At 60.4% G+C, this 22745-nt stretch carries 22 protein-coding genes and 1 tRNA gene; 20 read left to right on the top strand and 3 right to left on the bottom strand.

Annotated elements, in window-relative coordinates; all coding sequences use genetic code 11:
• The first annotated feature begins 47 nt into the window (after positions 1 to 47).
• The 17 genes from DXB53_RS02165 (at position 48) to DXB53_RS02085 (ending at position 17631) form a co-directional block, all read left to right on the top strand.
• Positions 48 to 1610 carry a Mur ligase family protein gene (locus DXB53_RS02165; protein ID WP_117583120.1) on the top strand — a complete coding sequence of 521 codons (1563 nt, stop codon included), beginning with the start codon at positions 48 to 50 and terminating at the stop codon, positions 1608 to 1610.
• 107 nt (positions 1611 to 1717) lie between these two features.
• Entirely contained in the window at positions 1718 to 2629 is a 912-nt protein-coding gene (locus DXB53_RS02160; RefSeq protein ID WP_117583119.1) for an HAD family hydrolase, read from the top strand.
• 51 nt (positions 2630 to 2680) lie between these two features.
• Positions 2681 to 3565: a glutamate racemase gene (murI, locus tag DXB53_RS02155; protein WP_117583118.1), complete on the top strand. Its 885-nt coding sequence runs from the start codon at positions 2681 to 2683 to the stop codon at positions 3563 to 3565.
• Positions 3566 to 3619: 54 nt separating this feature from the next.
• Positions 3620 to 4345 (top strand): ribonuclease PH, encoded by a 726-nt coding sequence (rph, locus tag DXB53_RS02150; RefSeq protein ID WP_117563804.1) that lies wholly within the window; start codon positions 3620 to 3622, stop codon positions 4343 to 4345.
• Between the two features lie 143 nt (positions 4346 to 4488).
• Positions 4489 to 5130, top strand: coding sequence for an RdgB/HAM1 family non-canonical purine NTP pyrophosphatase (gene rdgB, locus DXB53_RS02145; RefSeq protein ID WP_089572533.1), 642 nt, complete (start codon positions 4489 to 4491; stop codon positions 5128 to 5130).
• A 3-nt stretch (positions 5131 to 5133) separates the two neighbouring features.
• Positions 5134 to 5580 (top strand): D-aminoacyl-tRNA deacylase, encoded by a 447-nt coding sequence (gene dtd / locus DXB53_RS02140; RefSeq protein WP_089572532.1) that lies wholly within the window; start codon positions 5134 to 5136, stop codon positions 5578 to 5580.
• Positions 5581 to 5763: 183 nt separating this feature from the next.
• Complete coding sequence (locus DXB53_RS02135) at positions 5764 to 6060, top strand: Veg family protein (RefSeq protein WP_006234957.1); 297 nt, start codon at positions 5764 to 5766, stop codon at positions 6058 to 6060.
• A 2-nt stretch (positions 6061 to 6062) separates the two neighbouring features.
• Positions 6063 to 6959, top strand: coding sequence for a 4-(cytidine 5'-diphospho)-2-C-methyl-D-erythritol kinase (gene ispE, locus DXB53_RS02130; RefSeq protein ID WP_117583117.1), 897 nt, complete (start codon positions 6063 to 6065; stop codon positions 6957 to 6959).
• Between the two features lie 49 nt (positions 6960 to 7008).
• Positions 7009 to 7085: transfer RNA gene (locus DXB53_RS02125), tRNA-Pro, on the top strand.
• A 112-nt stretch (positions 7086 to 7197) separates the two neighbouring features.
• Positions 7198 to 7473, top strand: coding sequence for a twin-arginine translocase TatA/TatE family subunit (gene tatA / locus DXB53_RS02120; protein WP_022094895.1), 276 nt, complete (start codon positions 7198 to 7200; stop codon positions 7471 to 7473).
• Positions 7474 to 7579: 106 nt separating this feature from the next.
• Positions 7580 to 8050, top strand: coding sequence for a transcription elongation factor GreA (gene greA / locus DXB53_RS02115; protein ID WP_006234960.1), 471 nt, complete (start codon positions 7580 to 7582; stop codon positions 8048 to 8050).
• Between the two features lie 79 nt (positions 8051 to 8129).
• Complete coding sequence (lysS, locus tag DXB53_RS02110; protein WP_117583116.1) at positions 8130 to 10094, top strand: lysine--tRNA ligase; 1965 nt, start codon at positions 8130 to 8132, stop codon at positions 10092 to 10094.
• 418 nt (positions 10095 to 10512) lie between these two features.
• Positions 10513 to 12081, top strand: a complete 1569-nt coding sequence (locus DXB53_RS02105) for a threonine/serine exporter ThrE family protein (protein WP_199409663.1) — start codon at positions 10513 to 10515, stop codon at positions 12079 to 12081.
• 299 nt (positions 12082 to 12380) lie between these two features.
• Complete coding sequence (locus DXB53_RS02100; protein ID WP_117583115.1) at positions 12381 to 15023, top strand: ATP-dependent Clp protease ATP-binding subunit; 2643 nt, start codon at positions 12381 to 12383, stop codon at positions 15021 to 15023.
• A gap of 124 nt (positions 15024 to 15147) precedes the next feature.
• A complete protein-coding gene (locus DXB53_RS02095) occupies positions 15148 to 15507 on the top strand; it encodes a type II toxin-antitoxin system RelB/DinJ family antitoxin (RefSeq protein WP_099432102.1) in 360 nt (119 codons plus the stop codon).
• Positions 15504 to 16025 carry a PIN domain-containing protein gene (locus DXB53_RS02090; protein ID WP_117583114.1) on the top strand — a complete coding sequence of 174 codons (522 nt, stop codon included), beginning with the start codon at positions 15504 to 15506 and terminating at the stop codon, positions 16023 to 16025. Before DXB53_RS02095 ends, DXB53_RS02090 begins: the two co-directional genes overlap by 4 nt.
• Positions 16026 to 16173: 148 nt before the next feature.
• Positions 16174 to 17631, top strand: a complete 1458-nt coding sequence (locus DXB53_RS02085) for an aminoacyl-histidine dipeptidase (protein ID WP_117583113.1) — start codon at positions 16174 to 16176, stop codon at positions 17629 to 17631.
• Positions 17632 to 17758: 127 nt separating this feature from the next.
• On the opposite strand, the gene DXB53_RS02080 is transcribed toward DXB53_RS02085, so the two are convergent.
• The 3 genes from DXB53_RS02080 to DXB53_RS02070 all read right to left on the bottom strand — a co-directional run bounded on the left by DXB53_RS02080 (position 17759) and on the right by DXB53_RS02070 (position 20236).
• Positions 17759 to 19063 carry a type II toxin-antitoxin system HipA family toxin gene (locus DXB53_RS02080; protein WP_117583112.1) on the bottom strand — a complete coding sequence of 435 codons (1305 nt, stop codon included), beginning with the start codon at positions 19061 to 19063 and terminating at the stop codon, positions 17759 to 17761.
• Positions 19064 to 19066: 3 nt separating this feature from the next.
• Positions 19067 to 19537, bottom strand: a complete 471-nt coding sequence (locus DXB53_RS02075; protein WP_199409662.1) for a helix-turn-helix transcriptional regulator — start codon at positions 19535 to 19537, stop codon at positions 19067 to 19069.
• A 120-nt stretch (positions 19538 to 19657) separates the two neighbouring features.
• Positions 19658 to 20236, bottom strand: a complete 579-nt coding sequence (locus DXB53_RS02070) for a manganese efflux pump MntP family protein (RefSeq protein ID WP_117583111.1) — start codon at positions 20234 to 20236, stop codon at positions 19658 to 19660.
• A 253-nt stretch (positions 20237 to 20489) separates the two neighbouring features.
• On the opposite strand from DXB53_RS02070, the gene disA reads away from it, so the two are divergent.
• The 3 genes from disA to ispF are packed head-to-tail and all read left to right on the top strand — an operon-like array spanning position 20490 to position 22742.
• Positions 20490 to 21530: a DNA integrity scanning diadenylate cyclase DisA gene (gene disA / locus DXB53_RS02065; protein ID WP_369831362.1), complete on the top strand. Its 1041-nt coding sequence runs from the start codon at positions 20490 to 20492 to the stop codon at positions 21528 to 21530.
• Positions 21530 to 22258 (top strand): 2-C-methyl-D-erythritol 4-phosphate cytidylyltransferase, encoded by a 729-nt coding sequence (gene ispD, locus DXB53_RS02060; RefSeq protein ID WP_117583110.1) that lies wholly within the window; start codon positions 21530 to 21532, stop codon positions 22256 to 22258. The genes disA and ispD overlap by 1 nt, the downstream gene beginning before the upstream one ends.
• A complete protein-coding gene (gene ispF / locus DXB53_RS02055; RefSeq protein WP_006234975.1) occupies positions 22248 to 22742 on the top strand; it encodes a 2-C-methyl-D-erythritol 2,4-cyclodiphosphate synthase in 495 nt (164 codons plus the stop codon). Before ispD ends, ispF begins: the two co-directional genes overlap by 11 nt.
• The last annotated feature ends 3 nt before the right edge of the window (positions 22743 to 22745 follow it).

Genomic DNA, 22745 nt, shown 5'->3' with positions numbered 1-22745 from the left:
AGTTACTATAAAAACCGTCCCTGCCAAATGGCTGAGAAAGGTGAAAGATGCACCATTCGGATTCCGCGACCGTGACCACGGTCGATACGCTTGCCAAGCTTCTCGATGTGTGCGGTGAGCTGCGCGCATCAGAGCAGGTTGACGAGCGTGCCGTGACCGGCTGCTCGTTTGATTCGCGCGCGGTCTCGGCAGGTGACGTGTTCTTTTGCAAAGGTGCTGCCTTTAAGCCCGCGTTTTTGAGCATGGCGCTCGATGCGGGCGCCGTCGCATTTGTGTGCGAGGAGTCGCTGGTCGAGTCTCTGGAGCCGCTGGCGCAGGAGAGCGGTGCTGCGATGCTGGTTGTTGATAGCGTTCGCACGGCCATGGCCCTGTTGCCGCCGGAGGTCTACGACCGTCCCGACCACGACGTCAAGATCGTGGGCATCACCGGTACCAAGGGAAAGACCACGGCCGCTTTTATGCTCCAGTCGATTATTAAAGCGGCGGGCGAGTCCTGCGGCATGATCGGCTCGGTGAGTACCGACGATGGCATCGAGTGCTACGAGAGCACCAATACCACGCCAGAGGCCCCCGAGGTCTGGCGCCATATCGCCAACTGCCGTGAGTCCGGTCGCCAGTCCATGGTCATGGAGGTCTCGAGCCAGGCGCTCAAGTACCAACGCGTCGAGAATCTGCCGTTTGACGTGGCGTGCTTCCTCAACATCGGGCGTGACCACATCTCGCCGATCGAACACCCCACGTTTGAGGATTATTTTGAGAGCAAACTCAGGATCTTTGACCAGGCAAAGACCGCCGTGGTGAACCTGGGCACCGAAGAGGTTGACCGTGTGTTGGAGGCAGCGTCGACGGCCGAGCGCTTGGTGACCGTTGGCGTCGAGCATCCCGAGGCAAGCCTGTGGGCGAGCGATGTGCGCATGGTCGGCTTTAACATCGAGTTTAACCTGCATGGCCTGTGTGCCGACGAGTCCGAGGCGGGGGAGAAGGTCCTGCTGGGCATCGCGGGCGACTTTAACGTGGAAAACGCGCTGGTCGCTATCGCCGCTGCGCGCGAGATCGGCATCGGTATCGAGGCTATCAAGAAGGGCCTCTCCAAACTGCGTGTGCCGGGCCGTATGGAGGTCGTGGAGTCGAAGGACGGCCGCGTGATCTGCGTCGTTGACTACGCTCACAACCAGCTTTCGTTCCGGTCGCTTTTCTCGTCGGTCAAGCGCGCGTTTCCCGCCAGCCCGGTCATCGCAGTATTTGGCGCTGCCGGCGGCAAGGCGCAGGAGCGCCGCGAGCAGCTTCCGCGCGAGGCCGCACCATATTCCGACCTGATGATCTTTGCCAACGAGGACCCGGCTCACGAGGACCCGATGAAGGTCTGTCGCGAGCTTGCCGAACATGTTCCCGACGATACGCCGAACAAGATCATCCTCGATCGCGAAGCCGCTGTGCATGCGGCGTTCAAGGCGGCGCGCGAGGAGTACGTTAACCCCGATGTTCCCACTATTGTCTTGCTGCTGGCAAAGGGTGACGAGGAGCTCATGCACGTGGGTGACGAGTTCGTGCCCATCGAGAGCGACCTTTCGTTGGCCAATTGCCTGATCGATGTTACCCAGTTTGACTAATGAACCATGATGGCGGCGGCGCCCTGAGTGCGCTGTCGCCATAAGCGTGTTCCCTCAATCAAAACATGCCGTCCAAGTCCAAACCCTTCTACGTAAACGGAGTAACCATGTCCCACAACACCTTGCCGACCGTTGCCGAGCTTTCGGGCGAGATGCGCGAGCGCTTGGCCAAGGTCAAGTACGTCTTTACCGACCTGGATGCCACGATGCTCGCGCCCGGCTCGTGCGTGCTGCGCGACAACGACGGCAACCCTTCGACCAAACTCGTCGAGGCCGTCGTGGCGCTCGCTCGCGTTGGCATTCAGGTGGTTCCCACCTCGGGCCGCAACCGTACCATGATCCACGAGGACGCGCGCGTGCTCGGCCTCAACTCCTACATTGGTGAGATGGGCGGCCTGGTCATGTACGACCTCAAAGCCAACGATTGGGAGTATCTGACTGGCGACATGCCTTACGACCCCGCCTGCGGCCTTACTCCGCACCAGGTGATCGAGCAGACCGGCGTGTGCGAGAAGATTCTTGCCCGCTGGCCGCACAAGATCGAGTATCACAACGACATGTCGACCGGCTACAAGTACCGCGAGGTCACCGTCGGCATGCGCGGCGATGTGCCCGACAATGAGGTCCAGGCCATCCTGGACGAGGCCGGCTGCGGCCTGGTGTGGGCCTGTAACGGTCACCTGACGCATCTGTCCAAGCCGACGACGCTCGAGCTCGATCGCGTCGAGGACGGTCGCGCGTTTAACATCAATCCCGCCGGCCTCAACAAGGGCATTGCCATCGCGCGCTTCTGCGAGCACCTGGGGATCGAGCGCGAGGAGACGTTGGCGCTCGGCGATTCCGAGTCCGACTTCTACATGGCCGATCACGTGGGCACGTTCTGCCTGGTCGAGAATGGCCTGACGAGCGCCGGCGCGCCCGAGTTCCTGGCTGCTTGCGAGAACGCTTTCGTTACGCGCGGCAAAATTGTCGACGGTTGGGCGGCGACGGCAGAGCTGCTGGTCGCGGCGCGTTCGTAGCGCGGCGTCGCCGCACTTGGACATGTCTTTTCGAGAGAGACTGGTGAGGTAATGTCCGATATCAAGAATCTGGCCGGGGACACGCGCCCTATTGGCGTATTCGACTCGGGTCTTGGTGGTCTGACGGTTGCGCGCGCCATCGCGACGGCGCTGCCGCACGAGTCCGTCTACTACTTCGGCGACACAAAACGCTGCCCCTACGGCACGCGCACCGAGGATGAGGTGCGCTCGTTTGCGTTGCAGGCGGGCCGTTGGCTGTCGAAGCACGACGTCAAGATTATGGTCATCGCCTGCAACACGGCGACCGCTGCGGCCTTGCGTCTGGCCCAGCAGGTGCTCGACGTTCCCGTCATCGGTGTGATCGCACCGGGCGCACGCGCGGCAATCAACAGCACTCGCACGCGCCGGGTGGGCGTGCTCGCCACCAACCTCACCATTCGCTCGGGCGCCTACACGCGCGCCATCCAGGATCTGGATGCCGGCGTCGACGTATACGGCTGCCCCGCCTCGAGCTTTGTCGAGGTTGTCGAACACGAGCTCGCCTCGGGTGCACATCTGCAGGAACAGTGGCTTGAGAACGAGGACATCTTCGATACGCCTGCCGTGCGTGCGCTGGTGGGTGCCACGGTTGAGCCGCTGCGCGACCACGGTATCGATACCGTGGTGCTCGGCTGTACGCATTTTCCGCTGTTGGTGGGACCTATCCGTCATGCGCTGGGGCCTGGGGTGCGCGTCGTGAGTTCCGCCGAGGAGACCACGCGCGAGCTGACCGATATCCTCACGCGCCGCGAGCAGCTGGCGGGCGACGCCGCCGAGCCGCAGCATCGTTTTGCCACGACGGCCGATAACATTGCCGAGTTTGCGGTGGCGGGCAGCTTTATCTTTGGTCAGCCGCTCAAGAGCATTGAGCATATCGATATCGATGAGCTGAAATAGATGTAAGGCCGCCGCCAAAGCCTTCGCCACATTTTTTGCCGAAAGGATCTTTCTATGGAGTACATGCAGGTCAACCGCGCCAACGGCCGCGCCGCCAACGAGTTGCGTCCCGTTAAGCTCACCCGTGGCGTCATGAAGCACGCCCACGGTTCGTGCCTGGCCGAGTTCGGCGACACGCGCGTGCTGTGCGCCGCCACTATCGAGGAGGGCGTGCCGGGCTGGCGAAAGGGAGCTAAGGCCGGCTGGGTGACCGCGGAATACGCCATGCTGCCGACGTCGACCGGCAAGCGCTGCAAGCGCGAGCACGCCAACCGCAAGGGCCGCTCCATGGAGATCGAGCGCCTCATTGGCCGCAGCCTGCGTACCGTCGTCAACATGAAGGCGCTCGGCGAGTACACCGTCACCGTCGACTGCGATGTGATTCAGGCCGATGGCGGCACGCGTACAGCGAGCATCACCGGCGCCTGGGTGGCGCTGCACGACGCCCTCGCCATGTGGGTCGAGGCGGGCAAGATCGAGCGCATCCCGCTTACCGGCCAGGTGGCTGCAATCTCCATGGGCGTTGTCGACGGCAATACGCTGCTTGACCTCGATTATTCCGAGGACAGCCATGCCGAAGTCGACATGAACCTCGTTGCCACCGACACCGGTGAGATGATCGAGCTCCAGGGCACTGGCGAGCAGGCGCCCTTTGACCGTAAGCGCCTCAACGCCCTGCTCGACTTGGGCGACAAAGGCATCGCCGAGCTCATCGAGCTTCAGCGCCAAGCCATCGCCTAACCTGCCAAAAAGGGACAGGTTTATTTTGGCAGGTTATATCTGGGAAAACGTCGAAGCATAAGACTGCCGTTGATTGAGAGGGGAGAGGCGGAGGCCCTCGTCGCCCTCGGCGCGGCATTGCTATAGAGACAAGGAGACCACTCATGGCACTTGAGAAGATCGACATCGACACCCTCGACCCGGCGGCGACCATCGTCGTGGCAACCGGAAACGCTCATAAGCTCACCGAGATCGAGGCCATTTTGGGCAAGGTCATGCCCGAGGTGCGCTTTGTGGCGCTCGGCCAGCTGGGCGATTTTGAGGACCCCGAGGAAAACGGCACGACGTTTTTGGAGAACGCCATCATCAAGGCGCAGGCTGCGGTCGAGGAGACGGGCCTTATGGCCATTGCCGACGATTCTGGCTTGGTCGTTGATGCCCTGGACGGCGAGCCGGGCGTGTATAGCGCGCGCTATGCGGGCGTGCATGGCGACGATGCCGCCAACAACGCCAAGCTGCTCGTTAACCTGGAAGGCGTGGCCGACGAGGACCGCACCGCGCGTTTTATGAGCGTCGTCGCGCTTATCGACACGGACGGCCTGGTCACTTATGGCGAGGGCGCCTGCGAGGGCGCTATCGCACACGAGGGCCGCGGCGATCATGGCTTTGGCTACGACCCACTGTTCCTGCCGGTCGACACGCCGGGCAAGACCATGGCCGAGCTGACGGCGGACGAGAAGAACGCCATCAGCCATCGATTCCATGCGCTCGAGCATCTGTCCGCCAAACTGACGGGCGAGGAGTAAGCCGTGCGTGCGGTGGTGCAGCGCGTACTCAACGCCGGCGTGACGGTCGACGGCGAGTGCGTGGGTAAAATTGGGCGCGGCTATCTGGTGCTGCTGGGCGTGGGCCACGGCGACACGCGCGCCGAGGCCGATAAACTGTGGGGCAAGCTCCGGGGCTTGCGCATTAACGAGGACGAGAACGGCAAGACCAACCTGGCACTTGCCGATGTCGACGGCGAGGTTCTCGTAGTGTCGCAGTTCACGCTGTTCGCCGATTGCCGTCACGGCCGCCGCCCATCGTTTACGGATGCCGGCGCCCCCGATGTCGCCAACGAGCTCTACGAGTACTTCCTGACGCTCGTTCGCCAAGATGTCGAACACGTGGCGCACGGCATCTTTGGCGCCGATATGAAAGTCGACTTGGTCAACGACGGCCCATTCACCATCGTCTTGGACACGGACAACCTTTAGGTTACGCGGTTTTACCAAACCGCGTAACAACTGGTCATGCGAGGTTGTCGTCTGGTACGTATTTGGGACGGGGTTTATTTAGCTACTTGCGTATGGCGGCAGCAGGGTGCTATAGTATTAGAGTTTTGTCTATCTTAGGGGTATTATCCCCTTTTTGAATTGCACCTTCTGGAGGCCCTGTTCATGGAAGAGATGGAAGTCAATCACGTCGACGACATCCACGAGAAGCTGACCGATATGGTGGGCGATCGCGTTAAGGTGAAGGCCAACATGGGCCGCACCCGCGTCGTCGAGCGCATGGGCACCATCAAGAGCGTCCACCCCGCCGTCTTTATCGTCGAGGTTGACGAACGTCGCGGGCGCAAGTCGCGTCAGTCCTACCAGTATATCGATGTCCTCACCGGTCAGGTCGAGCTGTTCGACCCCGAGAGCGGCGAGCATATCTTTACCCCGCTCGGCAATCAGCTCGAGGAGCACTAGCGGTGACCGATCGGTCCCTGACTCTTTCCGCGCCGGCAAAGATTAACCTCTACTTGGGGGTTCATACCGAGCGCGATGACCGCGGCTACCACAGGGTCGATTCCCTGATGGCAGCTGTCGGTCTTTCCGATACCGTGACGGTTACGCCGGCACAGGCGCTGACCGTCCAGACGGTTCCGGCATCAGATTTTCCCATGCAAAAGAATACGGCGTATCGGGCTGCGGTTGCTATGGCCGAGCATTATGGTCGCGAGGCAAGCATCTGCGTGACGATTGAGAAGCGCATTCCATTGTGCGCCGGCTTGGGCGGTCCCTCGACGGATGCGGCCGCGGTCATTGTCGCCTTGGCGGAGCTCTGGGGAATTGATCGCTCCGACCCCGCGCTCGACGACATTGCGCGGGGCATTGGTGCTGACGTCCCGTTCTTTTTGCACGCGAGCCCTTCGTTCTACGTAGGTGGGGGAGACGTGCTGGCAACTGAGTATCCCGTGCTGCCCGCAACACCCGTCGTGTTGGTCAAGCCGCGCGAGGCAAGCGTTTCGACAATTGAAGCCTATCGACGTTTTGACGAGGCCCCGGTGCCTGCGGACAAGCCCGGCGCGATAGCTTCTGCCTTGCGTGCCGGTGATGCCGAGACGGCATATGCACTCATCCATAACAACCTGGGCGTCATTTCCGCACAGATGGAGCCGCAGATTCAAACGGTTCTCGATTGGCTGCGTAAACAGGACGGCACGGTTGCTGTAGATGTGTGTGGATCGGGCGCCTGCTCGTTTGCCATTTGCGACACCGCCGCCACGGTCGAAAGGCTTGCCGACGCTGCCCTGCAAAACGGCTGGTGGTCCTGCGCGACGGAGCTCATTCCCAACACGGTTCGCATCGAAGTGCCAAAGAAGTAAAAATTTCTCTAGCACGCGACGGAAATCTTTGTTACTATAGTCGAGCTAACGGGTTGTGGCTCAGTTTGGTAGAGCACTGCGTTCGGGACGCAGGGGTCGCTGGTTCAAATCCAGTCAACCCGACCAGAGCATGAGGAGGGACCGCTTCTTGCGGTCCCTTTTTTTAGCTATTGTTGTGATACCGCGATACCCGCGGTATACTCATTCGAGCTTGTCTCGCTGTATTGTGGAGGTCTACATGTTTGGACTGAGGGCTCCTGAGCTCATCATTATTCTCGTCGTTGTCCTGATTATCTTCGGGCCCAAGAACCTGCCGAAGCTCGGCAAGTCCCTCGGCTCTACCGTCAAGAATATCCGCGAGGGTATGGAGGGCGACGATAAGGCCGAGACCAAGCAGGCCGAGGAGGTCGTGGTCGAGCAGTCCGAGGAGGACAAGGAGATCGCTGAGCTCGAGGCCAAGCTCGCTGCTGCCAAGAAGAAGCAGGCAGAGGACAGCGACGCGGACGCAGAGTAGTCCCATCCCTTTGGGGTGAGCACCTGACCGGCTTGCCCGCAGGCTAGCCGGTCTTTTTCGTTTTGTTGACAGTTGATTGTTTGATCAGAGTTGGGGAGATATCCGTATGGACGCAAGCCAGATCGTACTGACCGCTGAGGGCCGCCAGAAGCTCGTCGAGGAGCTCGCTTGGCGTGAGGGCGATTACGCCAAGGAGATCGTCGAGGACATCAAGGAAGCCCGCGCGTTCGGCGACCTTTCGGAGAACTCCGAGTACGACGCCGCTAAGGACAAGCAGGCCCAGAACGCCGCTCGTATTGCCGAGATCCAGGCCATCCTTGCCAACGCTCAGGTTGCTGCCACCACAGGTGATCTGACCGTCTCCATCGGTTCCACCGTTTCTCTGATTGATCCCAACGGTGAGGTCATGGAAGTCACGCTCGTCGGTACCACCGAGACCAACTCGCTCGAGCACAAGATTTCCAACGAGTCTCCGGTCGGTCACGCCATCATCGGTCACGGCGAGGGCGACTCCGTCGAGGTCGTTACGCCTTCCGGCAAGACTCGCGTCTACACCATCGCCAAGATTGCACGCTAGACCACGGTCCCGCGTAAAGGTATGTTTTCGCTCCCTGGGACCGAATCCTGGGGAGCGTTTTAGTTTGAGGAGTTAACTTATGGCAGAGAACCAGAACGCCGCAGATCAGGCATCGACGCTCAACGACGAGCGCGCCACCCGCCTGGCCAAGCGCGCCGCCCTGTTCGAGGCGGGCCAGAACCCCTATCCCGAGCACTCTGAGCTTGAGGACTACGTTGCCGATATCGAGGCTAAGTACGCCGAGCTTGCCGATGGCGAGGACACCGAGGACGTCGTGAAGATCGCCGGCCGTGTGGTCGCCAAGCGCGGTCAGGGCAAGATCATGTTCATCGTCGTACGCGATGCGACTGCCGAGATTCAGCTGTTCTGCCGCATCAACGACATGGACGAGGCTGCCTGGAATACGCTCAAGTCCCTCGACCTGGGCGACATCCTGGGCGTGACCGGCGTGGTTGTGCGCACCCAGCGCGGCCAGCTTTCCGTTGCCCCTAAGAGCGCGACCCTGCTTGCCAAGGCCGTTCGTCCGCTGCCCGAGAAGTTCCACGGTCTTTCCGACAAGGAGACCCGCTATCGCCAGCGCTATGTTGACCTGATCGCCAACGACGACGTTCGCGAGACGTTCCGTAAGCGTTCGCAGATTCTCTCCACCTTCCGTCGCTTTATGGAGTCCGACGGCTACATGGAGGTCGAGACCCCCATCCTGCAGACCATCCAGGGCGGCGCTACTGCCAAGCCGTTCATCACGCACTTCAACGCGCTCGATCAGGAGTGCTACCTGCGCATTGCTACCGAGCTGCACCTCAAGCGCTGCATCGTCGGCGGTTTTGAGCGCGTGTTCGAGATCGGCCGTATCTTCCGTAACGAGGGCATGGACCTTACCCACAACCCCGAGTTCACCACGATGGAGGCCTATCGTGCCTTCTCCGACCTCGAGGGCATGAAGGCGCTCGCCCAGGGTGTCATTAAGGCGGCTAACAAGGCCATCGGCAACCCCGAGGTCATCGAGTACCAGGGCCAGACCATCGACCTTTCTGGTGAGTGGGCCAGCCGTCCCATGACCGACATCGTTTCCGACGTGCTCGGCAAGCAGGTCACCATCGACACGCCGGTCGAGGAGCTTGCTGCCGCCGCGCGCGAGAAGGGCCTGGAGATTAAGCCCGAGTGGACCGCCGGCAAGATTATCGCCGAGATCTATGACGAGCTGGGCGAGGACACCATCGTCAACCCCACCTTCGTGTGCGATTACCCCATCGAGGTTAGCCCGCTTGCCAAGCGCTTTGAGCATGATCCGCGCCTGACCCATCGCTTTGAGCTGGTCATCGCCGGTCACGAGTACGCGAACGCGTTCTCCGAGCTCAACGACCCGGTCGACCAGGCCGAGCGCTTCGCTGCCCAGATGGCCGAGAAGGCCGGCGGCGACGATGAGGCCATGGAGTACGATGAGGATTACGTGCGTGCCCTCGAGTACGGTATGCCTCCCGCGGGCGGCATCGGCATCGGTATCGACCGCGTGGTCATGCTGCTCACCAACCAGGCTTCCATCCGCGACGTGCTGCTGTTCCCGCACATGAAGCCCGAGAAGGGTTTCCAGTCCGGTGCCGCTGCTGCCAAGGCCGCCGAGGCCGGCAACGCCGCGAGCCCCTTCGTCAAGCCGCTTAAGCCCACGGTTGATTATTCCAAGATTGCCGTTGAGCCGCTGTTTGAGGAGTTCGTCGACTTTGATACCTTCTCCAAGAGCGACTTCCGCGCCGTGAAGGTCAAGGCATGCGAGGCCGTCAAGAAGTCCAAGAAGCTGCTGAACTTTACGCTCGATGACGGCACCGGCACCGACCGCACCATCCTCTCCGGCATTCACGATTATTACGAGCCCGAGGACCTGGTCGGCAAGACCCTGCTCGCCATCACCAACCTGCCTCCGCGCAAGATGATGGGCATCCCCAGCTGTGGCATGCTCATCAGCGCCATCCACGAGGAGGAGGGCGAGGAGCGCCTCAACCTGATTCAGCTCGACGCTTCCATCCCTGCCGGCGCAAAGATGTACTAACTAGTTACGCGGTTCTACGAACCGCGTAACGGCTCGACGCTGCGCGGGCCGCATTTGGGCAATCTGACGTTCAACTTCAAGGGCGCGACCAGAAGGTCAGCGCCCTTTCGTTTCACGCCACCTTGCCTCAAATGCGACCCGCTCGCTGACTTATGCTCAACCTGCGGCGCCATTTTGCTTGAAGGCACCTTGCTCGCTCTGGCGGGCTTTCGCTGTCCGTCCTCTACCTGCGGCGTTGCCCTGGTTGGCACTTAGGGACGTTCCTCTTGTGCCGGCACTTGGGGACGGTCCTAGCCGCCTGGGGTCTACCGGTGCATTGGGGGTTTACGCCTTCCGTGCATGACAGTCGTCTCTTTTATGTTTCCTTTAGCCGTCGCTGCCTAGGATGGGGGTTAGTCGGTAGGAAGGGAGCGTCTGTATGGACGACGCGAGCGATCGTGCAATCGAAGAGGACATGCTCAATCAGTTCAACTATTTTGATGATGAGGACGAGGAGCCGATCGACCGTCGCGAGCCGGCATCGCTTGACTCATTTGACCTAGTGGGTGAAGGGGCTGATGAGGTTGAGAATGAATCGACGGAGCCCCCACAGTCTTCGCGCCTTGACTCGCTGCTTTCGAGAGCCCCCATGCACCACGGTGTTCGTGCCGGCGCACTCCATATGAAAACAGACTGGCACCAGATCGTGACGGCAGGCGATGAGCTTGCCGTCGATGCGCCGCTCACCGATAAGTCATCCATCATCTGCCGCACCGGTATGCTTATGCTCGCGAGCGGAACGGGTGCCTGGCGTGTACGCGATACCATGAATCGCGTTGCCGCCGTACTCGGTGTCACCGTCCACATTGACTTAAGTCTTCTGTCGTTTGAGTGCACCTGCATCGAAGATGGCCACTGCTTTAACGAGGTTGTCAGCCTGCCCACAACGGGAGTCAATACCCATCGCATTTGGATGATGGAGAGCTTCCTAAAGGAAATCGAGACGTATGGGCGCCGGTTTACCGTGCACGAATACCACGAGATGCTCAAGACCGTTGAGAGTTCAAAACCCGATTACTCTCCCTGGCAACAGGGCCTTGCGGCAGCTTGTGCTTGCGGCGCCTTCGTCTTTTTGCTCGGCGGCGGCCCTATCGAGATGGCCTGCGCATTCGTAGGCGCTGGTGTTGGCAACTTTGCTCGCTCTCATATTCTCAAGCAGGGTCTTGGCCAGTTTAGCGCGCTGACGATTGGCGTTGCGCTCGCTTGCGTTTCGTATCTGCTGGCATTGCTCGGCCTTGGCCAGGTCGTACCGGGGGCAATGTCGCACCAAGAAGGCTATATCGGCGCCATGCTCTTTGTGATTCCCGGCTTTCCCCTCATTACGGCAGGCCTCGACATCGCTAAGCTCGATATGCGAAGCGGCATTGAGCGTCTTTCGTATGCCGTGTCGATTATTGTGATGGCGACCCTTGTGGGCTGGATGGTTGCCGAGTGTGTGGGGCTGGCACCGGATGATTTTGCCCCGCTCGGCCTTTCGCCGCTTGCCCTTACGCTCCTGCGCGTGGTGATGAGCTTTGTTGGCGTATTCGGCTTCTCGGTGATGTTCAACAGCCCGGTAAAGATGGCCGCGGCAGCTGGGCTGATCGGCGCCGTGTCCAATACCTTGCGCCTTACGCTCGTCGATGCGCCGATGCTGTTTCCCTTTCTGGGCCTGAGCGTAGGTATGCCTCCCGAGGCGGCAGCGTTTATCGGCGCGCTGGTATCGGGGCTGCTCGCGAGCTTAGCCGAAATCAAGCTCACCTACCCACGTATCGCCCTCACGGTGCCATCGATTGTCATTATGGTGCCGGGCTTGTATCTGTATCGCTCGATGTATTACATGTGCACCTTCGACACGGTCAATATGCTCGGCTGGTTTGTGCGTGCAGTGCTCATCGTGGCGTTTCTGCCCGTTGGCCTGGGCGTGGCGCGTACACTCACCGACCCTCGCTGGCGCCACACCAGCTAATTGGCGCAAGTGAAACTGATCCGCATAACATGAACGTGGATAATCTCCCGTTTTTGGCCTGTTTACGGGCTCAAAACGGGAGATTATCCACGTTCATGGAATGGGTGTCCGAAAATCCACGCTCGTTGGGCCGATGCAGAAGCACCTGGCGATTCCTTTTTTGTAGACGTTGTCGCGCGGCTACGGGCAGGAAAGGTCCCAACGGTTAACATATACTCCATATGGGTAAAGAGACCAAAGCGCTGCCGCGGGGCGGCGCTTTGCGTTTGAAAAAACTAGCTCGTCTAAGAGGAACTAGCATGTTAGACCGTTTTACCGATCGCGCGCGCAAGGTCATGTCCATGGCCAAGCAAGAGGCGCTCGATCTTCATTCAAATAAGGTGGGTACCGAGCACCTGCTGCTCGCGCTTGCCAAGGAGGACGAGGGCATTGCCGCCGAGGCACTGCGTTCGCTCGACATCTCCTACGATGACATCATGGATACTCTCAAAGAGGTCCAGACCACGGTTCCCGAGCCCAGTGAGGAGACCGAGGCCGCTAAGCTCGCCTTTACGCCGCTCGTCATTAGCGTGATGGAGCGTTCATTCCGCGTGGCGCGTGAGAACAACCAGACCTACGTGTCGACCGAGCACTTGCTCATCGGCATCGTCGAAGAGGGCAACGGCATGGCCATGGACATCCTCATGCGCTTGGGTGTGTCGTCCGCCTCCATCAAAAAGGCTATCGAGAAACTCACCGCCAAGGACCAGGACAAGAAGCGTCCGCTCGCCGGCGCCGGTGCTGGTCGTCCCGGTGCGGGCCTGCCGTTCTTTAGCGGCTCGGATGCCTCTCAGCAAAAGGGGAGTGGCACCGATACGCTTAAGCAGTTCGCGACCAACCTCACGCAGAAGGCGCGCGACGGCGAGCTCGACCCTGTAATTGGTCGCGAAAAGGAAGTCCAGCGTATGATGGAAATTCTTTCGCGCCGCACCAAGAACAACCCACTTATCCTGGGCGACCCCGGCGTGGGCAAGACGGCCATCGTCGAGGGCCTGGCACGGCAGATCGCTGCCGGCAATGTGCCCGAGAACCTTATGAACCAGAACATCTGGACGCTTGACCTGCCGGGTCTTGTCGCGGGCGCCAAGTATCGCGGTGAGTTTGAGGAGCGCCTCAAGAACGTGATCCAGGAGGCGACCGAGGCCGACGACGTCATTCTGTTTATCGACGAGATGCACACCATCATCGGTGCCGGTTCTGCCGAGGGATCCATCGATGCAAGCTCCATGCTCAAGCCCGTGCTCGCGCGTGGTGCCTTCCAGATTATCGGCGCCACCACGGCCGAGGAATTCCGCAAGTACCTCACCAAGGACCCAGCCTTCGAGCGTCGCTTCCAGACCATCGATGTCGAGGAGCCGAGCGTCGAGGACACGGTCAAGATCCTGACTGCGCTCAAGCCGCGCTACGAGGAGCACCACCACGTGCGTTACACGCAGGGTGCCATCGAGGCCGCTGCGAACCTCTCCAACCGCTACATTCAGGATCGCTTCCTGCCCGATAAGGCCATCGACCTCATTGACGAGGCCGGTGCCCGTGCTCGCATCGCCGCGAATCGCGCACCCGAGCCGGTGCGCGAGGCCGAGCATCGCATCGAGGAACTCAAGGCTGCCGCACAGGAGGCTACCGAGAGCGACGACATGAACAAGGCCGCCGAGATCACCGAGCAGCAGAAGGCCGCCGAGATTGAACTCGCCGAAGCCAAGGCCGCCTGGACCGCCGAGCTCGACGCCAGCCCGCTCACCATCGACGTGAGTCAGATTGCCGACATCGTGTCCGTGACCTCTGGCGTGCCGGTTTCCTCGCTCACCGAGAGCGAGAGCCGTCGCCTGCTGCAGACCGAAAGCGTGCTCAAGACCCGCATTATCGGCCAGGACGAGGCCGTCGAGGCCGTCGCCAAGGCCGTGCGCCGCAGCCGCTCGCCGCTCAAGGACCCGCGTCGCCCCGGCGGCAGCTTTATCTTCCTGGGCCCCACCGGCACAGGCAAGACCGAGCTCGCCAAGACGCTCGCCGAGTACCTCTTTGGCAGCAAGGACGCGCTCATCAGCTTCGACATGTCGGAGTTCGGCAGCGAGTTCGAGGTCTCCAAGCTTATCGGTAGCCCTCCGGGTTACGTGGGTCACGACGAGGGCGGTCAGCTTACCAAGGCCGTTCGTCGTCACCCGTATTCGGTCGTGCTGTTCGACGAGATCGAGAAGGCGCACCCCGACATCTTCAACATCCTGCTGCAGGTGCTGGAGGAGGGCCGCCTGACTGATAGCCAGGGCAAGACGGTCGACTTCCGCAATACCGTGATCATCATGACGTCCAACGTGGGCGCCCGCGAGATTGCGCAGGATGCGAGCGTGGGCTTTGGCACCACCGGCGAGCAGGGTCTCACGTCGAGTGAGATCCGCGGCCGCGCGATGGGCGAGCTCAAGCGCCTGTTCCGCCCCGAGCTGCTCAACCGCATCGACGACATCGTGGTGTTCCAGAAGCTCTCGGGCGAGAACCTGACCAAGATCGCTCACCTGCTGGTGGACGATCTGCGCCAGCGCCTGATTGCCAACGGCATGAACATCAAGCTCACCGATGCGGCCTATGACAAGATCGTGGCCGAGGGCACCGACCTCACCAACGGTGCGCGTCCGCTGCGCCGTGCTATTCAAAAGCTCATCGAGGACCCGCTGTCCGAGGAGCTTCTGGCCGGCGAGTGGGGTGAGGGCGATACCGTCCTGTGCGACGTGGCCGATGGCAAGTTTGTCTTTAGCCATGGCACGGGCGAGATCCCGGCACCGCGTCCGGCGGGCACGCTCGGTGGCGATACCGCCCCGGCGGCACCGCACACCGGCAACGCCGCGCCCGTGAGCGGCGGCGTGACCTCGGGCCCCGGCGGTATGATGCAAGCCGGCTCTGGTGCGCTGTAGGGATTAAACATACCTTGTATAACGGGGGCGTTTCCGATAAGGAAGCGCCCTCATTTCTATTGAAATGCGCTTCAATCTGCCGTGCTATACTAAAATCGAGATTTAGTATAGCAAAGGAGCTGATATGCCTACGTCAATACTCGACACGCGGCCAGTTCAGATGAACGTGCGTATAGATCGCCAGCTCAAAGAGGCGGGAGACGCCGTCCTGACTCATATTGGCATGACGCCGTCACAAGCCGTTCGGACACTTTGGGAGTATCTGGTCGTTAACGGACGCATGCCCTCGAAGGGAGACGCGGCGGCTCCGGTTTCTGACGGAGTGGAGCCCCGGCGCATGGAGTCAAGGGCCGCGCAAGGCAGCCATATCGTTCGCGATTCGTGCCTCAAATACGGCATCCCCATCCCTGAGTTCTCGGGAGACTATGACGACCTCTATGAGGAGGCCATGGCGGAGCGCTATCCCGAGTGGGTGGAACTATGAGCACAGAAGGCGTCCTCAAGCTGTTAATCGATACCAACGTATGGATGGATTATTTTTCTGGCAGGTCCGACCGTACGGCAAATGTCGTCCATCTGATCGAGATTGCCGACGCCTCGGAGCGGATTGCCCTGTTTGCCTCGTCGCTTTCGGTCAAAGACGTGTCATATCTTGTCTCGGCGGCAATCAAGCAGGAGTGCCGAAGAAAGACTGGCTCACTGAGCGCTAACGCCATTGCGGCGGCAGACGAAACGGCTTGGGCATGCGTTCGACAGATGCGCGAGCTAGCCCTCATCGCCCCGGTCGGTGCAGACGAGGTCTTCGACTCCTTTGTGTTCAAGTACCACCACAATGACTTTGAGGACGACCTGATGCTGGGCGTCGCCAATCGCATTGATGCCGATTACGTTGTGACGGAGGACAAGAATCTTATTAAACATACCAATGGTGTATGCATTAATGTTCAACAGGCGTTGAGGTTGGTTGAAGGGTCCAACGTTCCTTCGGCGCGGCCCGTCTAACCTGCTTTACCTTAATAAAGTGGCGTCTCCCCACCGTTAGCCGATGATGCGAGAACGCTCGGCGTTTTCGACTGGTTTATGCAAACGAAGTCTGGGAATATACAAGTCGCATGTCTTATTGTCTAACCAGTTGCGCCAAGGAGGCACCATGGACTACAAGATCACCGGCTACGAGCCCGCCCAGCTGTTCCATTTCTTTGAGGAGGTCAGCGCGATTCCCCGCGGGTCTGGCAACGAGAAGGGCATCAGCGATTTCTTGGTTGCGTTTGCCAAGGAGCGCGGCCTCGATGTGTACCAGGACGAGGTCTACAACGTCATCATTCGCAAGTCCGCATCTGCCGGTGCCGAGAATGCCCCGACCGTGATGCTGCAGGGCCATATCGACATGGTGTGCGACAAGCTGGGCTCCGTTGAGCACGACTTTACGACCGATGGTATCGACCTGGTCGTCAAGGACGGCGTCCTCACCGCTAACGGCACCACCCTGGGCGCCGACAACGGTATCGCCGTCGCGCTTATGCTTACCGTGCTCAACGACGATTCGATTGCTCATCCGGCCCTCGAGTGCGTATTCACCACCGACGAGGAGACTGGCCTGGTCGGCGCCGAGACGCTCGACAAGTCCCAGATTAGCGCCCGCACCATGATTAACCTTGACTCCGAGGAAGAGGGCGTTGCCACCGTCAGCTGCGCCGGCGGCGTCGTCGTTACCTACACCTGCCCGATCGCGCGCGAGCATAAGACCGGTAGCACCCTCACGCTTGACATCTCCGGCCTGCTGGGCGGTCACTCCGGCAGTGATATCCACCTGGAGCGCGGCAACGGCAACCTCATCATGGCCCGCATCATCGACCGCCTGATGGTTGCCGGCGAGCCCGCCATCGTTAGCTTTAACGGTGGCACCAAGGACAACGCCATCAACCGTGAGTGCAAGGCCGAGCTGGTCTACGCCGACCACGCTGCCGCCGAGGCCGCGGCCCAGATCGCAAAGGGCATCATCGCCGACGTCACCGCCGAGCTCGAGGTCTTCGACCCCGGCTTTACCTGCACCGTCGAGATTGCCGACGACACCGAGGTCGAGGCCATGGACCAGAAGTCTGCGCTTGCCCTCATCCGCGCCCTGCGTCTTGCCCCTAACGGCGTGATCCGCCGCAACGTCGCCACCGACGGCTCCGTCGAGGTTTCCTCCAACATCGGTGTGGTTGCCACCTCTGACGACCAGGTCAAGATCATGCTGTCCCCGCGCTCCTCGATCACCTCGCTGCAGAACGAGTTCAAGGACCGCCTGCAGACGCTGGCCGATGTCTTGGGCTTCGACGCCAAGTTTGAGTTCGAGTATCCCGGTTGGAGCTATGCCGAGCATTCGCCGGTCCGCGACGTCTTTGTCGAGAGCTATCGCGAGCTCTTTGGCTCCGAGCTGCGCATCGAGTCCATCCATGCCGGCCTTGAGTGCGGCCTGTTTGCCGAGGCCCTGCACGGCCTGGACGCCATCGCCGTGGGCCCGACGCTCTCCGATGTCCACACCCCGGACGAGAGCATGGAGCTCGCTTCTGCCGAGCGCTTCTATGAGCTGCTCATCGACGTTCTCAAGCGCCTCGCTGCGTAAAGATTGCGCTAGCAGCAGTCTGAGCTACGTGCTAGCGGATTGCAAATGACATTACGAGAGGGGGCATCCGAGCTTTTGCGACGGGTGCCCCCTCTCTTCTTTTAAGAAATGGGAAATTGATTGGCGTCTAGCCCATATCCGCCTTGATGAGGTCGAGGGTGCGCTGGCAGTTTTCGCGGACGGGGCCGAGCATATGCTCGCGCAGGTCCGCCATGCCGGGCAGGTCGGCGTATTCGTCCATGACCTCTTCCATGCAAATGGGTACCTCGTGGGCGAGGTCCATCATGGTTGCAAAGCAAAACTTCTCGGATAGCCCGGCATCGGTAAGCGCCGCCTCCAGCGCGGGGTCGCCCATACCGTGGTATCGGCGGATAGCGCCTGGACCGATGCGCCCCACACGATTTTCGCCGCCAACGCTCATGGCGAGGCGCGCCCGGCGGCGCATGCGCTCATACGCCAAACCCGACGCGACATCGTACATACGAGCCATCATGGCTGCGCCGTCGTTTCCAAGGAGCAGGGAATAGTTTTTCGCGTGCGCATCCGGTGCGCCGATAATGGCGTTGAAGAACAGTATCTGCGTAAACAGATACAGGTTAAGTTGATGGTGGCTCGTATTTACGAGGAGCTCCTGAATATCGCGTGTGGTCGGGCCGCCGTCTGCCGTGTACTTTTGGGCGGGCATCACCCCAAGTGCCTGACAGAGGTCTTCTTGATGTAGACGCCTGATCGTTCCGTCTTTGACTTTCACGCGGTCATAGCGCTCAACAATGAGGGCAGGTTCGTCCTCAAACATTCGATATTCGACGTTTGCCGTTGCGATACCGGCGCGCTGGGCGCTTTTCATGCAGACAAACTCATTGAGAGCCTCGAGTTTAAATCCGATAACGCCATTTTTTAAAATATGCGTCGTGGGCGAGGAGCCCATGCATTCGCACCAGCGGCCGTTTATGAACGCGAGCGCGAACTTGCCCTGGTTGCCTCCAAGTGACCAACTTTCATCTAGACCCATCCACGATGCATCGCGGTCATCTCTGATCGACTTGAGACGGAGAGCAATTTCGTGGTCGTCTATAGGGCGGTATTCGCCAACGCGATGCAGGACGGCGTCGGCATCTTCTTCGGCACAAAACTGCACGCCGCCCGGACAGTCGAGTCCGATATGGCTGAGCAACGCAACGGGATTGTTGGGCCTAACGTCGAATTCGGCGGCAATCGCTTTTCGTTGGTCTTCGCTGTCGGGTAGAAGGCCAAACAGGTACGGATTCATGACCTGTTGTCCGTATGTGCGATTCGATACGGGTATGTTGGTCGATAGGGCTGGCCCGTCATAGTCATGATCGTAGGTAAAGCTGATAAGACCGTTCTCATCTTGCGTGAGCGTTCCCGCAGGCACGCCGCAAATAATGGTCCGAAGTGATGTTCTGGCCATTGGCTATTTCCCTTCGGGCTTGGTTTGGCTAGATGCGTTTGCGGCAATCGAGACTCCGAGATTGGACATGGCGAAATCGGCGAAGACCTCGTCGTAGAGTGCGGATGTAAAGGGGACATCTGCAAGAGCCGGAATGGCGGTACTACGACGGTTGCGATGATGAGGACGTTGAGCGTGATGGCGCCTAGGGATGCTGCGAGGCAGCGGATTGGCATGCGGGGCGTCGACTGGTCGCTCGTTTTTCGCTTCGCCGATATCCCCTTGAGCGGCGAGTGCCAGTCCAAGAGCATTGAAAATCATCAGCAACTTATCGAGCCGAATACCCGTAGCGTCGCCCAGCTCGAGCGATGCGAGCAGGCGCTCCGAAACACCGGCTTTTTTAGCGAGGGCCGCACGGGTGATTCCCTGCGACTCGCGTGCCTGGCGCACGTAGATGCCAGCTTGGCGCGGTGTGGTGATGGGAAGGGTATCCACGGCGATCTCCTAACGTGCAGACTTTTGCATATCAGTATGACATGCAAAAGTCTGCACGAAAAGGCCTCATGCAAAACTCTGCATGAGGCCTTGCACGGACGTTTAGTTTTGAAGGGTGTTTTACAGCGCCAAAATCCCCAGATGTTCAAGCAGGATTTTAAGCCCGATGAGGATAAGCACGATGCCGCCCACGATGGTGGCAGGCTTTTCGTAGCGCGCACCAAAGGTGTGGCCAATCGCCACGCCGGCGACGGAGAAGATAAACGTTGTGATGCCTATAAGCGATACAGCGGGCACGATGTCGACCGAGAGCGCGGCAAATGAGATGCCCACGGCTAGGGCGTCGATTGAGGTGGCGATAGCGAGGATCAGGTACTCGCCCAGGTCAATCTTTTCGGCATCCTCGCCGTCGCCTTCATCCTCGTCCTCGGTAGAGGCCTCCCACAGCATTTTGCCGCCAATGAAGGCGAGCAGGATAAAGGCGATCCAGTGGTCGATGGGGCCGATGATGCCCATAAACTGGCTGCCAAGCGCCCATCCGATCACGGGCATGCCGGCCTGGAAGCCGCCAAAGAACAGGCCGAGCACTACGGCGACCTTAAGGTTGATCTTCTTCATGCCAAGGCCCTTGCAGATGGATACGGCAAAGGCGTCCATCGAAAGGCCAACGGCGAGCAGCACGAGCTCTGCGAGTCCCATAGTCTGGCTCCCTCTCTGCGGGCGGGCCCGCGTGTACCTCTTGGGGGAGCAACATAAAGACTATCCTTGGCAAATGGTTGAGTGGGTAGTCAAAAGAGCCCGTCCCAAATTAGCTATCTTAGCGGTGTTCGCTCATTCTGTAAGCATCGGATTTCGCGAGCGCCGCGGGGACAAACCGTGAGAAACTATTTAGCGTTTATGGAGCGTATACGATGGGAGCGATGCCTTGGATAAGAACGAGCTGCAAAAGCGTATGGAACAGGCCATCCGTCTGACGGCACCTGGTCAGCCGATCCGCACTGCCCTCGACATGATCATCGCCGGTCACCTGGGCGCCCTTATCTGCGTTGGCGACACCGAAAACGTGCTCGCTGCCGGTAACGACGGCTTCCCGCTCAACATTTCGTTCACCTCGAACCGTCTGTTCGAGCTCTCCAAGATGGACGGCGCCATCGTCATCGACGGCGACCTCACCCAGATCCTGCGCGCCAACTTCCATCTCAATCCCGATCCCTCGCTTGCCACGAGCGAGACGGGCATGCGTCATCGCACCGCCGCTCGCATGTCGGTGCTCACCGATGCCATTGTGATCTCGGTCTCGGCCCGTCGTGCCGTCGTCAACGTGTACGTTCACGGCAAGAGCTACGAGATCCAGCCCGTCACCACCATCATGAGCTCGGTCAACCAGCTCGTCGCCACGCTCCAGACTACCCGTCAGTCGCTCGACCGCTCCTTGCTGCGCCTGACGGCCCTCGAGCTCGACGACTACGTTACGCTCGCCGACATTACCGGTATTTTCTCGAGCTTCGAGATCATGCAGCAGGCAAAGACTGAGCTTAAGGATTGCATCGTCAAGTTGGGCAACCAGGGCAAGCTCGTGCAGATGCAGCTCGAGCAGCTCGCGGGCTCCAGCATGGATACCGAGTATGACCTGATGATCCGCGACTACGCAAGTGATTCTTCCGAGGCTAATGCCGAGAAGATTCGCGCCAACCTAAGCCGTATGACACCTAAGGACCTGTCCGACCCACAGCATGTGGCGGCGGTTCTGGGTTACGACGACCTGGACGAGGACTCCGTCATGACGCCGCTGGGCCTGCGTACGCTTTCGCGCGTGTCCGTCGTGCGCGACGGCGTGGCCGAGAAGATCGTCGACGAGTACGGCTCGCTGCAGGAGCTCATGGATGACATCAGCGAGGATCCGGAGCGCTTGGGCGACTTTGGCGTCAACAATCCTGCCATTCTTGCGGACTCGCTGTACCGCATGAAGGGCACCAAACAGGGGAACGCATAATGGCGCCCGTATGCGCCGTGGTCGTTGCCGGCGGTAGCGGCCAGCGCTTTGGAAATCCCGGCGGCAAGCAGCTCGTTAACGTGGCGGGCCGTCCGCTCATGAGCTGGTCCATCCGCGCGTTCGATCGTAGCGACAAGGTCGGCCACATCGTGGTGGTGTGTCCTGCCGAGCGCCGTGCCGAGATGCGCCGCCTGGCCATCGACCCGTTTGACTATGACACGCCCATCAGCTTCGCCGATGCCGGCGATACCCGTCAGGATTCCACCCGTGCCGGCGTGCATGCGGTTCCGGCGGGTTTCGAATATGTCGCCATCCACGACGGCGCCCGTCCGCTCATCACGACCGAGGCCGTCGATCATGCGATCGACGTGCTTGTGGGCGACCGCTCGCTCGACGGTGTCGTATGCGGTCAGCCCGCGATCGACACGCTCAAGATCGTCGACGGCGACAATATCGTCGAGACGCCGCCGCGTGAGCTCTACTGGGCCGCGCAGACACCGCAGATCTTTAGCGTCGACGCCATGAAGCGCGCCCACACCGCAGCTATCGCCGAGGGCTTTATCGGGACCGACGATTCTTCGCTGGTCGAGCGCATGGGCGGGCGTGTCCGCTGTGTCCAGAGCCCGCGCGATAACCTTAAGGTGACGGTGCCCGAGGACCTGCGTCCCGTAACCGCGATTCTGCTTGGCCGCATGGCCGAGGGAGAGGACCTTCCCCATGTTCAGTAACCTGCGCATTGGCCACGGCTACGACGTCCATCGTTTGGTGGAGGGGCGTCGATGTATCATCGGCGGGGTTGACATTCCCTACGAGCGCGGCCTGCTGGGCCACTCGGATGCCGATGTGCTCGCGCATGCCTTGGCCGACGCCATTCTGGGCGCCTGCCGCGGGGGAGACATCGGCAAGCTATTCCCCGACACCGATCCCGCCTACGAGGGTGCCGATTCGATGGTGCTGCTCGCTCGCGTGATGGACTATGCGCGCGAGCTGGGCTTTGAGTTTGTTGATGCCGATTGCACCATTGCCTGCCAGCAACCCAAGATCACCCCGCACCGCGATGCCATGCGCGCCAACCTTGCCCATGCCCTGGGCGTCGACGTCGAAAACGTGGGCGTCGCCGCCACTACGACCGAAAAGCTCGGTTGGGAAGGCCAGGGCGAGGGAATCGGCGCCTGGGCCGTCTGCCTGCTACAGAAAACCGTTAAGGAGTAACGA

The organism is Collinsella sp. OM04-5 (genome assembly GCF_003439125.1).
Lineage (GTDB): Bacteria > Actinomycetota > Coriobacteriia > Coriobacteriales > Coriobacteriaceae > Collinsella.
This window is presented reverse-complemented; position numbering and strand designations above follow the sequence as displayed.